The following is a 16,200-nucleotide window of genomic DNA, read 5'->3' as shown; positions in this document are numbered from 1 at the left end:
TATCATCTCCTTACCATAAACTGCTCTCACTAAATTTTTTAACTATCTTGTTTACAGATACCAGCAGCACTAGATTAATTACTGACTGAAACAATCCCACTGCAGTAGCAAATTCATATTGTGCCTGCTGCAATCCTATTTTATATACATATGTCTGGATAATCTCAGATGCATCTAAATTTAAGCTAGTCTGCATCAAAAACGCTTTTTCGAAACCAACATTCATAACTCCACCAATTGCCAAAATCAGCTGAATTATTATAATTGGTGCTATACCTGGCAAATCAATAGTTAACATTCTTTTAAATTTGCTTGCACCATCCACTATGGCAGCTTCATGAAGCTGTGGATCTATGGATGATAGCCCAGCTATATATATTACAGCCGCAAAGCCTGTACCTTGCCATACACTTGATAATACATACAATGGTCGAAACCATCCAGAAGAAGAGAAGAAATATACGGGAGAACCTCCAAAAGCCCTTATTATAACGTTTACTATGCCTCCATCCGGAGATAAAAACACAAACATAATTCCTACTAATACTACTGTTGAAATAAAGTAAGGTGCATAAACTATGGTTTGTGCAAATTTCTTTACTTTTTCACTAGTTAATTGATTTAGCATCAATGCTAATACAATTGGCAATGGAAACGTTACTATCAATTGAATAATGCTTAACCCAATTGTATTTTTAATCAACGTTACAAACTGATATGAATTAAAAAATTGATTGAAGTATTTGAGTCCGACCCAAGGGCTTCCCAATATACCTTTAACAGGTGAAAAATCTTTAAATGCAATCAAAATTCCATACATAGGCACGTATTTGAAAATTATGAAGTAAATAAAAGTTGGTAATATTAACAAATATAGTTGATAATTTCTTTTTATTTTTTGAGCAACACTCAAATTATTCAATTAGTTTTCCCCCTCTGTAAAATCGTTATTTCAAGAATGCGAGAATACGTATTCTCAATATTTAAAATAATTAGCGCATATTATATAGCGCTATTATTTTTCAAATTTTATTTTAATATTCAACTAATTTCACACTAGATTCTCTCACTACCAGTCTTGGTTCTAATATAATGTGCTTTTCCTCAGCTTTTTCTCTTTCATTTATTTTATCTATTAATATTTCGACAGCTTTTCTTCCAATCTCTTCAACAAGTTGAGCCACACTGCTAATGCTTGGACTAACTTCTTTAGTAATATACGTATTATCAAATCCTACTAAAGCTGCCTTTTCAGGTATCTTAATTTTTAATTCCTTCAACAAATGCAACACCATCAAAGCTTCGATATCATTATGTGTAAAGATTCCTATACCTTCATCATCCAAATTGTTTATAATAAATTCTTTTAAAGCAACAGCAACATGATTATTTTTGCCTTTATCTATAAACATATATTTATTATTGAGATCGAAACCGCTGTTTTCTAATTCTTCTTTGAATCCAAGCTCTTTTTCATCATCTTGATAGCCTACGAAAACGAACTTCGAGTACCCCATATCCACTAGATGCTTTGCAACTTTCTTACCACCCATATAATGTGAAATTGAAACGCAATTGAAGTTTTTTATATCCTGAGTAATTATAACAATAGGTATTGAACTCTTCTGTAATGTTTTAAAATATTTATTTTTTGCATCGCTAGGAACTATCAAAATCCCTTCAACTTTATAGCTTTTTAGTATATTTATATACTTTTTTTCTTTCTCTATATCTCCATCTGTATTAAATAGCATAATGCTATATCCATAGTTCGCAGCTTCTCTTTCTACAGATTTTATTATGTCTGAAAAAAAAGGGTTTGATATATCAGTAATTATTACGCCTATAAGCAGGGTTTTATTGCCGACTAAGCTTTGAGCAATAATATTGGGCTGGTAATCGAGTTTGCGAATCCATTTCATTACTTTAGCTTTAATTTCAGGGTCCACAGAAGTGTTACCACTAATAACTCTGGAAACAGTAGCTTGAGATACACCTGCGGCTTTTGCTACATCTTTCATTGTAATCAATCTTACATCATCCTTTATATTTTATGAATACGATTTCTCGTTTTATATATTAAAATCACTATTTTATGCATATTTTCTTAATACCAATATCCTCAATTATATAGATTTTTTTACTTATTACTATATAATTCATATCTAAAGAATACGTATTCTTGACTACAAATTAATATTAACATGAAATGAAAACATTGTCAATGTATATTTTTCTTATTTTTATATTGAAATAAGAATGGTTGAATAAGCTTTGCATCATGAATACGATAATTATCCAGAATCATTATAATCTTTCCAACAGGATATTCCTGTTCAATTTCTTTTAGAAATTTGAGAAATACTTCAGCATCATACTTTTCGTCTTCCTTGCAATATACTTGTCCAGTTTCGTAGTTTAGTGCACCTAGTAGTTTAACTCCTCTATGTTTTCCGGTAGTAGGGATAATTCGTTGTTTTCCTTTGATAAACCATGTTTTTGCAATAGCCTGATAATCTCTAATCATTGATTCGTCCTCAAAAAAAATATGATTAACAGAACCCTCTATCAAATTTTTTTAAAAGCTCAAATTGCTCTTTGAACTCCTTTTGTTTTGATTCATCAGCTTTTTCTAAGAAATATGTTGGACGTGTAAAGCTTAAATTATTTCGATACAGTACTTCAAGCATTCCTCTTTGGCAGTATGAAATACCATAAAGTTTCATCACCAGTTGTCTAATTATTGCGGTATCCCAGTTCTTCCTTGAGGTAAAACCTTTTTCATCAGGAGTTTTAGTTGTCACTATTTTAATCAGTTCAGCTTCTTGTTCCTTTGTGGGATGACGGGGAGCCCCTGGACTTTTACGTACAGTAAGACCACTCAACCCAAACAATTTATACTTTTTAACATAAACACCTACAGTTTGAGAAGATATATTATTCATATAAGCAATTTCATTAAGCCTGTATCCTTGAAGATAATTGAGAATAACTGTGTACCTTATATGCATTCTTTTATCTGAATTATTTTTTAGTGCTTGATTAATCTCTTCAAAATCTGATTTCTCAGCATATTAGTTTATTCTATCGTATGTTTTTTCCATTCCGTTCACCATTCTATAATTAGAATTATTATGTTTTTATAATTCCGCTATTTAGTGATTTTTATCTCGGAATTTTTTGGATTTGAATTTGTTATTTTGTTACTTTCTATATAGATTTTAAATGACAAGAAATCTTTCTGTATAGAAATATCTAAGTGAATTTAATTTACATACCCAAAAATATAAAATTGTGCTATACATAGTATTTAACCATTGGAATAATGTAACCGGAATTGTAAATGATGTATATGAATTATTTTTCCCTTTTATTTTAGGGGGATGTATTGCATTTACCATTAATATACCAGTTACATATATATCTAAAAAATTGCTAAAACTTAAAAGAAAGGGTCTAGGTAAAGTAATTAGTAAACATAGCAGAGGCATCAGTATAGTGGTTTCATGTTTTCTTATAATAGGGGTTCTAGCATTACTATCGTCAATCATTGTACCAAATATTATAGACACGATTAAGCTACTTCCAGCTGTATTTGATAGTTCTGCAACAGCATTCAAAAAATGGCTTGATAGTAATACATGGTTATCTAATAATGCTATGAACTTAGTTAATAACATTGGTATAGATTGGAATAATATTTTTAACATTATAAAATCCACTTTTTTTAATAGTGCCAGCGAAGCTATGCTTTCAACATTACAGGCGGCAACCACCTTTGCAAGTGCTACTGTAGAATTCATTTTAGCCTTTATTTTTTCTATATACATATTAGCACAAAAAGAGAAATTAGGTACGCAATTTAAAAAGCTACTATATGCATTTGTAAAAAAGGAAAAAGTAGATTCAATGCTAGAAGTATTAAATCTTACCAGTGACACTTTCTCAAGTTTTATAGCTGGTCAATGCACTGTATCTTCAATTTTAGGAGTTATGTTTTTCGTAACTTTGATGCTTTTTAAGATGCCGTATGCTCTTGTAATTAGCATGCTAATTGGATTTTTTTCAATTATTCCTGTACTGGGCTCGGTTATTGGATTTTGCTTAGGGGCATTCTTAATTTTAATGGTTTTTCCTATAAAAGCAGGAATTTTCGTATTTATTTTCCTAGCAATTAAACAATTAGAAGATAATTTAATTTATCCGAGAATAGTTGGAAATTCTATAGGTTTGCCATCTATATGGGTTCTATTTGCAATAACTTTAGGAGGTAAAACCTTTGGGGTTCCTGGGATGATAATATTTATTCCTTTATTTTCAATAGCTTATGTTTTGCTACGTAAAGAAGTTAGTGTTAGATTAGAGAAAAAAAAACTAAAAATAAATTAAAACAGATTATTTGAATATACTTATTTAACAGAACAACAATAATAAATTGAATAGAAATAAAATTATTATAGGATATTACTATACTAATTTCGCATAGTCATTTATGCTATTATCAACTCCATATTAACAATTATATGTCTTGAATTTTCATGTTACACTTCAACCTTTTACAGCTGTATAGCGAAATACCTATATTGTGAAAAAGAGTTATAAAACTTAATCACAATATACGTATTTTGTGCATAAAATACTAGTGGTACTACACTTTTTTGAGTATTCGATTTTAGTTATAGTATGCTTCTCAACTCCAATAGATTCAATTCTTCATAATACTATGTAAGTTTATTGCTTACATGGCAGCATAACGAAAAAGAAAGCTCCTGAGTCTTGCATGCTTAGATCAGTAACTTTCTTTATGTTAACCTATCACCATTCTTTATTATATACATAAATAAAAATATTATAACTACCTTTTGTATAAAATTTATTTATTGAAATATAATATTTAATGTAGTAGATAGTACTTTAATAACTTTTTTAAAACCTATGTTGATATCATGCTCCCCGCTATGTCACAACGTAGGTTTTGTATTCATATATTATTAATGGATTCAATGAATTATTGTTAGCACACTTTAAATTAATATTTTTAATGATTATTTCCTTTCCTTCAATCAAAGAATAAAGCTCCTACATCTAATTTCTTAGATAAGGAGCTTTATTTTTATTCTATAAACTTCAAGGTTATAAAAATTATATCATTGCATATGTATACTATAAATACATAAGGGTATATTAATAGTGCTAAATCTTTTTATTCAGCAAAATGTAGGTCCCTTTTGATAGCAGATATTAGGCAGAAGCCATGGTTTTAATGCCATGGCTATTTTTATTATTTGATTACTATATGTGTTAAATATGTTATAATTATGATTAGATTAATTCATAATCGTAATATTGTGTTTATTTGACAGTAATATTGTAATAAAAGTTGGAAGTGTTCATATGACAATGGATGAGCTTATTGTGACTAAGCTTTCCTTTTTATTTGAACTTAATGTATATAGATTTATTAAATATTTTGAATATTAAAAGGAAATTTATATCTCCTGTAGAAGTATTTTAATATAATGTATTTAGGAGATGGGTTTTTTATGAGTAAAATAAAAATATTTAAAAATGTTTCATTGGAGTCATTAGAAAGTAATGTTAATGATTTTATAAAAGATAAAAAAGTAATTAGTATATCTCAGTCAGAGTCAATTGTATTGACTAATAATTCATCACATAGGCAATATCAAGAAAGAAATTTTATTATTACGGTTCTATATGAGGAACAATAAAATATTTAGAATCAATCAACTAACATTTTTACATAAATTCACCAATTGATTTTCATACTTAGCCTCATATTGATTAGGTGATAAGGAATTGATTTTTACTGGATTTATTTTATCAAAAATTATCATATGTTTATATTCGGAGAGTTTTTGACGGTTACAGATTTTCAATTGTGGATCTCATAATAAAACCTCCCATCTGATTACTTTACAAAAGTATATCAAATGGGAGGTTAATTTACAGCTAGAATTGGAACTACAACTCCAAATAGCAATTCTGTAAGCGGAAGCTTATCTATTAAAATCTACAAATCTGCTAAATCAATTAGCTTCTACAGAAGTGACAATTTGTAAAACAGCAATATATAATTTACTCCTCCTCTTGCAGATGTTTTTCCGTTTCCAATAATTCTTGCTCTTGCTCAAGTTCTCTTTTAAGCTCTTCCTCTGTAGGCATATATAACTTATACTTCGATGCAAATATTTGATTGTTATCTTCTGGTAATGTATATTTTACAACCGAGTCGCTTTTGTCTGCACAGAGAATAATGCCAATAGGGAGATTGTCACCCTCATTTCATGTATTTATCACCCCTTAGATATTTTTTCATCGTTTTTATTTCTTATCCATAATCCAGGAAATAATGTAATCCGTATTGTCTGGAATATCTATTTTCAACTCTGATTGCCTTTCAAAATTTCCAGTTAATCCATTCTCTAGTGCTGTCTGATGGAAATGACTTAAAGCAATTCCAAGATCAACCTTTTTAATCATAATTTCCTCTTCTTTTGTATTTCTCTTGTGTGACTCAAAGAAATGATAAGATCCTTGCTTTTTCACTACTCTCCATGGTTGTGCATTTGTAGCAGAGGGTGCCAATCGAAGCATTTCCAAAGGAATTACATACTCATTTGCTTCTTCTTTTGAAAGTGGATTTTTAAAAGAATCCTTGAAGAAAATCTCCTCCCACGGTTTCCGTTTATCTGACTTCAATGTTTTTCTCATCAAACTTTCCGTAACGCTCTTTTTGCCCGCTGCATATCCAATTGGAGAAATTGCCGGAAACAGTTCATCTTTTTTAATATCCATGGCAGTTTCAAATTGCTCTCTACTAAATGTAGCTGCCAGCCAGACCGTCCCAAGCCCCATATTGGTAGCATATAAAATCAGATTCTCAAATTGATATCCGGCTGCAATGAGTCCGTATTCGCTTTTATCAACGGAGAGACCTAAGAATGTCTTTGCACCTTTAATGACTCCATATGTTCCTAGCTTTTCTCCATTTGATGCTGTATTTTTTTCAATTAAATGAATGTTAACCTTAACTCCAAATGGATTCGTTAACTTACCTATTTCATTCTTTAACTCTTCCTTGTCCTTTTCTGAAAGGCTTTTCGGCTCGTAGGTTCTTACACTTACTCTCTTTTTAATCGTTTCTTCTACTGGAATATTAAGTTTCATTCTTTCTACCTCACTTTGTTATATTCATAAAAATAGCAGACTATTAACACCTGCACCACATTAAACTTCTCATTACATATTACATATATCTCACTAACTTTAGAAAAACATTAAAGATGATTCACCTGCTGTTTATTTGACACATTCCACACAGAAGGTTTTATTATCTGATTCTTTCCTGAGACATTAAGCCAATGGCTAATAATAAAATCAACTACGGATTTTCTATTTTAAATACCACTGCCTACTTTGGAGTTTCTTCACTTCATAGTATTATTATGTTAAAAATTCTAATACTGATTTCACAAATTCATCATGATTTTGAAAAACTCCACCATGGCCAGAATCCTTATAAATAATCAACTTGCTATCCGGAATACGTTTTGCCAAATCATAGGAATTCAGCGTAGGTACCATTCTGTCATTGTCACCATTCACCACAAGCGTTGGTTGCTTAATTTTTGACAAGTCAGCGGGTTTTGCCAATCCCCATTTGTGAATTGCCTTAAGCTGTGTACGAAATCCCTTGATACTAATCATCTTATCCCTCGCCACTTTACGTTCCCTGATACGAGACAAAAACTCCTTTGCTTTTTGTTTGCCATTATCTGTACGTGTGAAAAACAAATAAGTTTTTATGTCTTTCAGCGTAAATATGGCGCGTACCATATCATAATTTGTGATTTTCGTAACGTTCTTAATGCCTTCACCGCCACGGGGACCTGTTCCAGACAATATCAGTTTTCGTACAAGTTCCGGTTCAATCGCTAATAGTTCTTGTGCAATCATGCCTCCCATAGAAAGAGCTAATATATCGATTTGGTCAAAGCCTAAAGTATGGACAAAGGACAAAGCGTCTTTTGCCATTTGCTTAATGGTATCCGGTACTGATCCGCTGGAAAGTCCGATGCCCTTATTATCAAATGCAATCACCCAATGCTTTTCGGCAATGCCATCCACGACACGTGGATCCCAATTGTCAAGATTTGCCGATAGATGGGTGAAAAAGATCACTGGAATACCTTTTTTCTCACCTAATTCTCGATAAGCGTATACTGTTCCATCAGCTGCCCTAATACTTAAATTTGGCTGGTTTATATATGAAAATTTTGTGCTCACGGCAGTTCCTCCTTATCTCATATGATTTTATTGAACTATAGCACAATAGTAATCTAAAGCTGAACACATCATTTCTTAAAATCTGATAACAACCTTTCCTTTTGTATGACCTGTCGCTACAAGATTCAGTGCTTTATCAATGTCTTCAATACGAAATTCTGTTGGATCCACCGCAGGTACAATCCGATTATCTTCAATAATTTTCGTAATCTCTTTTAATTGTGCGCCGTCACTACGAACAAAAATAAACCGATACTGAATATTCTTTTTCTTTGCTTTATTATCATATTTCGCTCCGGCAACAGCAAAGAGTTTTTTCTTCCAACCCGGAAACCCATGTTCTTCTGCAAAACGTTTGTTAGGTCCGGTCTTTAAGGAAAGAAGTCTTCCACCCGGTTTTATTATCGAAAGTTCATGATCAAATTCATTAGATCCCAAGGCATCAATCACATAATCAATGTTACTAAGCCGTTCCCAATAATTCTCAGTTGTATAATCTAGGTATTGGTCTGCCCCTATCTCCATTGTCCGATCACGTGCCTGGGGATTTCCGCTGACAATCACTTTAAGCCCCATTGCCTTGGCTATCGGAATGGCCATTTGTCCAAACGATCCTGAGCCACCGGGAATAAATACGGTATCACCGGCTTTCGCCTCCAATTCTTCGTGTAACCCCTGATAAGCAGTCAGTCCCGTTAATGGCGCAGCGGCTCCGGTCACAAAATCAAGATTGACCGGTAAATGACCGATAGCACCTGCATCAATTGCCGCATATTCGGCAAAAGCTCCGATTTTTGTTAAAGGCAGACGTGAATAGATGGCATCTCCTACTTTAAATCCCTGCACCTTTCTTCCAATTTTTTCAATCACACCGGTTAGCTCATTGCCCAGAGTCAATGGGAACTCATAATGCTGAATCAGTTTTACGCTACCGGTTATAATAAGCATTTCCAACGGATTAACTGCGGCCACTTTAACCTTAACTAAAACTTCATTATCATTGATTTCTGGTATCGGAATGTCGTTTACTTCTGCTGTAATACTTTTTGAATATTTTGCAATCTGTGCTGCTTTCATAATATAAACCTCCTATTTTTTGATTTAGCCGACATATTGATAAGTATGGACTTTACCCATTTTATATACTAACTAATCCCTTTGTACATATTAGTTAATATGTATGTCGCTCACTTATTACTATCCTCCAAACATCAAATAATTATAAACATCGTTCCTTATTTAGAATGATCGTTCTACTTTTTGCAAAAAATTATACGCTTATTAAATTAAGGAAAAAATTAGCTATGTTATGCATTTTTTCTTTACTCGCCGATGTTTTTACAAGTACACGCAGCCCTAAAAGTGAATTGTGCAAAACTTCTCCTAATACTTCATCATCATATTTACAGGAAAACTCACCATTTTCCTGACCTTTCTTTATAATATCGGCAATAAATTTTTCTGCTTGGCTGAACGCTTCTTCTGTCTTTTTCAATACCTCTTGATCCCATGGCCCCATCTCAGTTGCCGCATTCACAAAAAGGCATCCACAATGCTTATCCTCGTTTCCTTCAATAATGTAATCAAAAATATATTGTATAGCCTGATACGCCGTTTTTGCCCTCAATGTCTCAGACTTTAGTTTGGCTGTATTGTATTCTTCATAGCGATCCATAGCTTTTAGATATAACGAATGCTTATCGCCAAAGGTATCATATAAGCTTTTTCGATGAATTCCCATTTGCTCTACAAGATCACTCATAGAAGTTTTTTCATATCCCTGTTGCCAAAATACTTCCATGGCTCTTTGCAAAACTGTATTTTCTTCAAATTCTTTACTTCGTCCCATTGGATCACCTCCTTTATAGGATATAATAACATTTCTAGAACGAACGGTCAAGAATCAAATTTTCAAACATTGAGTTTAACATCTCAATATCCAAAATATGACGCAATCTTTCCCTTTTACAAATCGATTTTACTACACATTGAATTCATTAGTATTTAAATTTCCCGACAAAGATAATAACTTTTCTATGATTGAATTTGAATTTTGCATGGAATTACTTTGATCCTTAATCGAAACAACAATTTTCTCAGTTTCATTATAAACACTTTCCGATTCTATTGCTGATTTCTGAACAAGCGATAAGATTTCTTCTTTAAAATTTGTTATTTTATGTATATCAGCGTTTACAGAATCGATTTCATTAGTCATTAAATCAATTTTATACTTAATATGATTAAATTTAATTTTCGTTTCATCCGTTAATTTTTTCTGTGTATTTACTGCGTCCCAAACTTCATTCATATTATTACGAGAGCCCTCCACGCTGATTTTAACACTACTAATAACATTTTCAATTTCATTAGTAGCGCTACTTGATTGCTCTGCAAGCTTTCTTATTTCATCCGCTACAACAACAAAGCCTTTTCCGTATTCACCTGCTCTGGCTGCTTCTATTGAAGCATTTAATGATAAAAGATTAATTTGTTTTGTTATTGCCTTAATTACATCAATAATCGTACCGATTTCAACAGCTCTCACTTCCAGTTCAGCTATAGCATTTCCCAGCTTGTTTGTACTCTCAACATTACTGTCTAATTTAACTTCTATATCTAAAATATTTTTATTTCCATTGTTATTAAGGTTAAGTGCCTCCTTCGAATTCTTGTGTATTTGAATTACAGAATCTTTTAATTTTTCTAACATATCAGAAAGGTCACTAACCCTTGCAGATATGATGTTATTGTTATCAAGGCTACTTTTACTGTTTTTTGCGACCACTTCTGCTGAACTGCTAATTGAATTTTGTGAACGAAGATTCCCATTAAAATTATTTGAAAACTGTTCTCCAATGTGTTTCACTTCACTTGAAACCATCATATTCTTTTCCAGAATTTCCTCGATATTGTTTATAGACTGCTTCGATTTGGCAGTTTCTTCAGCCAGCTTAATTCGTTGATTGTCAAAATAATAATATATAACTCCAATATTTAAAATTACACCCACAAATATAAGACAATAGAAAAATGTAACAACAGAATCTTCAGCTGCAACAGCTAAATTAGGTGAATTAATTTTAACTATTCCTGCTAATACAGTAATTCCAATCGTCATCAGCATCTTTGTCCGAAGGTTTATTGTTTCTGTAAAAAAAACTAATGCAACCGCCGGAAAAAAGAAAATATAAAATCCTACGTTCCATCCAGCAAAAAGAGATCCCATTGTTGAAAATATACATATTTCCATAACATTTAAAAGTACTGCCATTTTAGGATATCCGATATGATTTAAATAAATGCACATAATCATTAATATTATAGAAAAAATATTATATACTGCCATAAAATGTAATTGATAGTATAACAAAATACCTTCCATTAATATATGACTGATAAGAAAAACTAATAGTTCATATCCACTTACCAAAAAATTCAAATTTTCATAGTCCTTTTTATTATGAAAAAGATCTTTCAAACCTCTCACCAAAACACCCCTCCTTTTTTATCTGTAATACCTTCTGGTATTTTACTTTCATTAAATATTAATCACACCTCTTTCTTTTAATTTTTAGCATAATACTTGTGCTGATTTTATTTAACAAAGGTATTTACTAAGAAAATGCCTTATTATTCACTATTTTATTTCTAAATACTGTAAGCCCATTTAAATTTACTGGATTTTTCTCTATTCTGATTAACCTGCTACATAAATACAATTCTATATAGCAGGTTGATTATATTATTATTCTTTATAAAACGAAAAAGATAAAGGTTGTCTTTCTGTAAATCTTTTATAACTATACTTAGGATATCCCACCATTACAACTCCTGTTATTTTTTTATCATCAGGAACATTAAAAATCTGATTCATAGGTGAATTTTCACTACATGCGCAAATCTCAAATATTCCTGCCCAGCATGATCCAAGCTCAAGCCATGGTGCATATAGTTCCAGATAAGACAAGGAGAGCACTGAATTTTCCCTTCCATTATAAAAATCTTTATCCGCTAATGTTACAATAATACTAGGTGCATTTCTTAAAATAGGATCCACTTTATTTTCTCTGTATCCATTCACCATACCTCCCAGTCTCTGACTCCAAGTTGGATCATTCTCAAACCAGTTTACACATTCCTCTACCGCTGACTCAATTATCTTTTTATCGTCTACGATTAGATACGATATCCCTTGTGCATTGCTGGCTGTTGGAGCCAAATGAGCAACATCAACAAGTTGTATTAATTTTTCTCTTTCGACTGGTTTGTCTTTATAAGAGCGAATAGAACGTCTTGAACGCATAAAATTCTTTGCCTCTTCTGCACTCAGATTAGGAACTCCTTCTTTCTTGCTTTGTGAGGCGAGAGGGGATTTCGTATTATCAATTGCTTCCTGTGGACATACGGCTACACAATGTCCACATGCAAGACAGGCTTGCGGTAAAACTTCCTGTGGGCCAGTACTTTCCATTTTTAATACTCCTGTGGGACATTCCTCTACACACAATCCACACGCTACACATTTTTCTTGATCTACAGTTATCAGACTCATAATCAATTTCTCCTTTTCATTTTTATTCTATTAATAAACCCTATCACTGCTGTTATATTTTATTGGTTGCAGTGATAGGTATTTACCCACTTATTTCTGATTCAACCTTACAAAGAACTCAGGTTCTACAAATATCTGTTCTACTTTCGGTAAGCTAACCTCAAGCGTTTCTTTTAACACATCTTCTATCGTTTCGACTGTTATAATCTCTATCTTGTTTTTAACTTCTTCGGATACTTCCTTCAAATCTGATTCATTCTCTTTGGGAATTAAAGCTTTTGTGATACCAGCTCGTTCGGCGGCAAGCAATTTCTCTTTTAATCCACCGATTGGAAGAACGGCACCCCGAAGTGTAATTTCTCCCGTCATTGCAAGTTTTGGATTTACTTTGATTCCGGTTATTAATGAGGCTAATGCCGTAAAAAGTGTAATTCCTGCAGACGGTCCGTCTTTTTGCACCGCTCCTGATGGTACGTGGATATGGATGTCCTTATCCTTAAATGCCAGAGTATTCACTGGAAGTCGTGATTTCAAAAGACTTAAGGATATCCTTGCTGATTCCTTCATTACATCGCCCAACTGACCTGTCAATATCACTTGTTCATTGCCTGGCATTGCCGTAGCTTCCACAAACAGGATTTCTCCTCCTACCGGAGTCCAAGCCAAACCGGTTACAACACCGGGTGCATTTATTTTCTGAGCAATATCGTGCCTGGATAATTGTCTTCCAAGAATTTCTTCTAAATTTCTTACTTCGACAACATATGGCTTCTTTACCGCTTTTGTAACTATTTTTTCTGCCGCACTTCTTGCTATGGCGGACAGTTGATTTTTTAATCCTCTTACTCCTGCCTCCATGGTATAGTCTGTAATTACTTTCTTTAAGACTTCTTCACTAATTTTAACATCCTGCTCTGACAAACCATGTTCCTTTAGCACTTCATGAATCAAATGATTCTTACCAATATAGAATTTTTCATTTGCAGTATAACTGGAAAGCCGAATGACTTCCATTCGGTCTAATAGTGGTCTCGGAATACTTTCCAGTGAATTTGCAGTTGCGATAAAAAATACATTGGATAAATCATACGGTAAATCCAGATAATGATCGGTAAAGGTATTGTTTTGTTCTGGGTCAAGTACTTCAAGTAAAGCGCTAGCCGGGTCACCATTGTAACCTGTCATCAATTTATCCACCTCATCCAATATCATAACCGGATTCATTGTTCCCGCCTTTTTGATACTGTCAATAATTCGTCCTGGCATGGCACCTATGTATGTTTTTCGATGCCCTCTGATTTCCGCTTCATCCCGTATTCCACCCAAGCTTACTCGAATGTATTGTCGGTTCATCGCCTCAGCAATACTTTTACCAAGACTTGTTTTTCCAGTCCCCGGAGGACCTACAAGCAAAAGAATAGAACCTTGTTTGTCTTTTTTTAGCTGCATGACTGCAAGATGTTGTAAAATTCTATCTTTTACTTTTTCCAATCCGTAATGCTGTTCATTTAAAATTTTTCGTGCATTGCTAATGTCAATTGAAGATTCTACATTTATTTTCCACGGAAGTTTTACCAGAAGATCCAAATAATTTTGAATCACATGCTTATCCGCACTAGCAGAACCTTGCATTTCAAGCTTGTTTAGCTCCTCAAGGGCAACTGCTCTTATGTCTTCTGGCATATTTGCATCGTCAATGAGTTCGCGATAATCCTTTTTATTTTTAGCGGAACCTGAATTCTCCTTATTCAGCTCTTCCTGAATGGCTTTCAGCTGTTCTCGTAAAATAGCTTCCCTGTAATTCTTATTTGCTTTTTCTGAAAAACGTTCTCTCATTTCAATCTGAAGCTGAATTCCCTCTTTATATCGCAATAAATAATCAATAAATGTTAAACAGCGTTCTTTTAAAGATGCCATATCCATCAGAGTATATTTTTCTTCACGGGTAAGTGGCACGAACTGGCTGACATATCCAATCAGTACATTCAGTTCCTTAATACTTTCAATGGTCTTCACAATTCCATCTGCATCTTTAAAATTTGTACCAATTTGGCGTGCTATGTCATGAATATAGTCCGATATTTCATTCTGTCCGTTTTCATTCAGATCAATGGTATCAGCAGCCGTAATTATTTCACCGGTGATAACAGCGTCACTAATTTTTATATCAGATACTTCTGCACGGCTTAACACTTTCACATTAAGACGAAATGTATTTTCCTCATGATTTACCTCCAGTATGTCCAGCAATACCCCTGTCTTGTAAAAATCCTCTTCATTAAGTGCATTTCTGTCACGATACCTTTTTAACGGTAAAGCTGCTATTTCTTGCGTTTTATACCGGATTACAGTCAGCTCCTCGTCGCTAAGCTGATTCATGATAAGTTGATAATTCATCCCTGGTAATAAAATAAGGTCATCAATATACAATATCATACTATATTCTCCTTTCTAAAATAAATGACTGTTCATTCTAAATAAATGAAATATATAAACGAGCAACAGGCTCGCTTATATTAACTTTGGTATAAAGCAGTATTTACAGGTCCTTCAAACATAGTTTTTGAATCATAGCAATCAGTTCCTCTAAATTATCTGCCGCATTCGTTTCTAATTCACAAGATTTGATAGCAATCATTTCTACCGTGGAAAACAAAACTGCATACAAATTATCATTGTTATAATTATTAAAAATATGCCGATCCTTCAAATCTGTAAGGAGTTGGCTCAACTCCTCTGGTCCTTTCATCGCACCGCATCTACTGTTTAATATAGGGCAGGAACTATATTGCACAATAAAATAAAAAACTTCTTTGTTTTCGACAATAAAATTATAATATCGTCGAATTATCTCTGCAATAATTTCTTTTCCCCCCATACTAGGAGATATACATCTAAGTACGTACTGGAACATGTCTTCAGCATATTCTGTATAAATCTCTCTGAGCATCGTATCTTTATTTTCATAATAAATATATACTGTTGCCGGAGATATTCCCGCTGCTTTTGCAATTTTTGAAATAGAAGTACCTTGAAGCCCCTCTTCCAAAATCAATTGCACCACTGCTTCTTTAATACATTTTTGTTTTAGGTCATCCTTTTTTCTCATAACCATCGCCTAAATCATATAAAATTGTAACGTGATTATATAATAAACGAACATTCATTTAATGTCAAGCTATTTAATAGTATTCGTATTACTCCATTTAGCTAATCCGCAAAATGAAGATATGCGATGAGCAAATCAAAGAATTTATTATGGAGTCAATTGATGGGGATGCTGCTGATTATGGCTACAGAAAAATAACCTATCACCTAAGGAAATATTACAGCCT

14 protein-coding genes and 1 pseudogene are annotated in these 16,200 nt (G+C 32.9%); 2 read left to right on the top strand and 13 right to left on the bottom strand.

Annotated features, from left to right (window positions below):
* Nucleotides 1-10: 10 nt before the first annotated feature.
* The 4 genes from IAI10_RS21445 to IAI10_RS21430 all read right to left on the bottom strand — a co-directional run bounded on the left by IAI10_RS21445 (nt 11) and on the right by IAI10_RS21430 (nt 3,011).
* Nucleotides 11-922, bottom strand: a complete 912-nt coding sequence (locus tag IAI10_RS21445) for an ABC transporter permease subunit (protein ID WP_315675359.1) — start codon at nt 920-922, stop codon at nt 11-13.
* Between the two features lie 112 nt (nt 923-1,034).
* A complete protein-coding gene (locus tag IAI10_RS21440; protein WP_315675390.1) occupies nt 1,035-2,021 on the bottom strand; it encodes a LacI family DNA-binding transcriptional regulator in 987 nt (328 codons plus the stop codon).
* Nucleotides 2,022-2,221: 200 nt separating this feature from the next.
* Entirely contained in the window at nt 2,222-2,572 is a 351-nt protein-coding gene (locus IAI10_RS21435; protein WP_315675358.1) for a transposase, read from the bottom strand.
* Nucleotides 2,553-3,011, bottom strand: a complete 459-nt coding sequence (locus IAI10_RS21430; RefSeq protein ID WP_315675357.1) for a winged helix-turn-helix domain-containing protein — start codon at nt 3,009-3,011, stop codon at nt 2,553-2,555. The genes IAI10_RS21435 and IAI10_RS21430 overlap by 20 nt, the downstream gene beginning before the upstream one ends.
* A gap of 283 nt (nt 3,012-3,294) precedes the next feature.
* Here IAI10_RS21430 and IAI10_RS21425 point away from each other — a divergent pair, with 283 nt between their 5' ends.
* On the top strand, nt 3,295-4,389 hold the full coding sequence (locus IAI10_RS21425; RefSeq protein WP_315675356.1) for an AI-2E family transporter: 1,095 nt from the start codon (nt 3,295-3,297) through the stop codon (nt 4,387-4,389).
* 1,154 nt (nt 4,390-5,543) lie between these two features.
* Nucleotides 5,544-5,732, top strand: a complete 189-nt coding sequence (locus tag IAI10_RS21420; RefSeq protein ID WP_315675355.1) for a hypothetical protein — start codon at nt 5,544-5,546, stop codon at nt 5,730-5,732.
* A gap of 367 nt (nt 5,733-6,099) precedes the next feature.
* Here IAI10_RS21420 and IAI10_RS21415 read toward each other — a convergent pair.
* The 9 genes and pseudogenes from IAI10_RS21415 to IAI10_RS21375 form a co-directional block, all read right to left on the bottom strand.
* Nucleotides 6,100-6,291 (bottom strand): annotated as a pseudogene (locus IAI10_RS21415) (PDDEXK nuclease domain-containing protein); the annotation flags it as partial.
* Nucleotides 6,292-6,345: 54 nt separating this feature from the next.
* On the bottom strand, nt 6,346-7,191 hold the full coding sequence (locus IAI10_RS21410) for a nitroreductase family protein (protein ID WP_315675354.1): 846 nt from the start codon (nt 7,189-7,191) through the stop codon (nt 6,346-6,348).
* Between the two features lie 276 nt (nt 7,192-7,467).
* Nucleotides 7,468-8,310: an alpha/beta hydrolase gene (locus IAI10_RS21405; protein ID WP_315675353.1), complete on the bottom strand. Its 843-nt coding sequence runs from the start codon at nt 8,308-8,310 to the stop codon at nt 7,468-7,470.
* 75 nt (nt 8,311-8,385) lie between these two features.
* On the bottom strand, nt 8,386-9,387 hold the full coding sequence (locus IAI10_RS21400) for an NADP-dependent oxidoreductase (protein WP_315675352.1): 1,002 nt from the start codon (nt 9,385-9,387) through the stop codon (nt 8,386-8,388).
* Between the two features lie 193 nt (nt 9,388-9,580).
* A complete protein-coding gene (locus IAI10_RS21395) occupies nt 9,581-10,159 on the bottom strand; it encodes a TetR/AcrR family transcriptional regulator (protein ID WP_315675351.1) in 579 nt (192 codons plus the stop codon).
* 132 nt (nt 10,160-10,291) lie between these two features.
* Complete coding sequence (locus IAI10_RS21390; RefSeq protein WP_315675350.1) at nt 10,292-11,800, bottom strand: methyl-accepting chemotaxis protein; 1,509 nt, start codon at nt 11,798-11,800, stop codon at nt 10,292-10,294.
* 258 nt (nt 11,801-12,058) lie between these two features.
* Nucleotides 12,059-12,865, bottom strand: coding sequence for a nitroreductase family protein (locus tag IAI10_RS21385; RefSeq protein ID WP_315675349.1), 807 nt, complete (start codon nt 12,863-12,865; stop codon nt 12,059-12,061).
* A gap of 90 nt (nt 12,866-12,955) precedes the next feature.
* The gene (gene lon, locus IAI10_RS21380) at nt 12,956-15,301 is read right to left on the bottom strand and encodes an endopeptidase La (protein WP_315675348.1); all 2,346 of its coding nucleotides are present in this window, start codon (nt 15,299-15,301) and stop codon (nt 12,956-12,958) included.
* 103 nt (nt 15,302-15,404) lie between these two features.
* The gene (locus tag IAI10_RS21375) at nt 15,405-15,974 is read right to left on the bottom strand and encodes a TetR/AcrR family transcriptional regulator (protein WP_315675347.1); all 570 of its coding nucleotides are present in this window, start codon (nt 15,972-15,974) and stop codon (nt 15,405-15,407) included.
* Between the last annotated feature and the right edge of the window lie 226 nt (nt 15,975-16,200).

The organism is Clostridium sp. 19966 (genome assembly GCF_032335695.1).
GTDB lineage: Bacteria > Bacillota > Clostridia > Clostridiales > Clostridiaceae > JACTOJ01.
Note: the sequence above shows the minus strand (reverse complement) of the source record. Positions and strands in the feature narration are given on the sequence as shown.

Coding starts and splice junctions, on each gene's coding strand:
- IAI10_RS21375 (WP_315675347.1), bottom strand. CDS start 15,974: ATGAGAAAAAAGGATGACCTAAAACAAAAATGTATTAAAGAAGCAGTG.
- IAI10_RS21410 (WP_315675354.1), bottom strand. CDS start 7,191: ATGAAACTTAATATTCCAGTAGAAGAAACGATTAAAAAGAGAGTAAGT.
- IAI10_RS21430 (WP_315675357.1), bottom strand. CDS start 3,011: ATGCATATAAGGTACACAGTTATTCTCAATTATCTTCAAGGATACAGG.
- IAI10_RS21385 (WP_315675349.1), bottom strand. CDS start 12,865: ATGAGTCTGATAACTGTAGATCAAGAAAAATGTGTAGCGTGTGGATTG.
- IAI10_RS21400 (WP_315675352.1), bottom strand. CDS start 9,387: ATGAAAGCAGCACAGATTGCAAAATATTCAAAAAGTATTACAGCAGAA.
- IAI10_RS21395 (WP_315675351.1), bottom strand. CDS start 10,159: ATGGGACGAAGTAAAGAATTTGAAGAAAATACAGTTTTGCAAAGAGCC.
- IAI10_RS21440 (WP_315675390.1), bottom strand. CDS start 2,021: ATGAAAGATGTAGCAAAAGCCGCAGGTGTATCTCAAGCTACTGTTTCC.
- IAI10_RS21420 (WP_315675355.1), top strand. CDS start 5,544: ATGAGTAAAATAAAAATATTTAAAAATGTTTCATTGGAGTCATTAGAA.
- lon (WP_315675348.1), bottom strand. CDS start 15,301: ATGATATTGTATATTGATGACCTTATTTTATTACCAGGGATGAATTAT.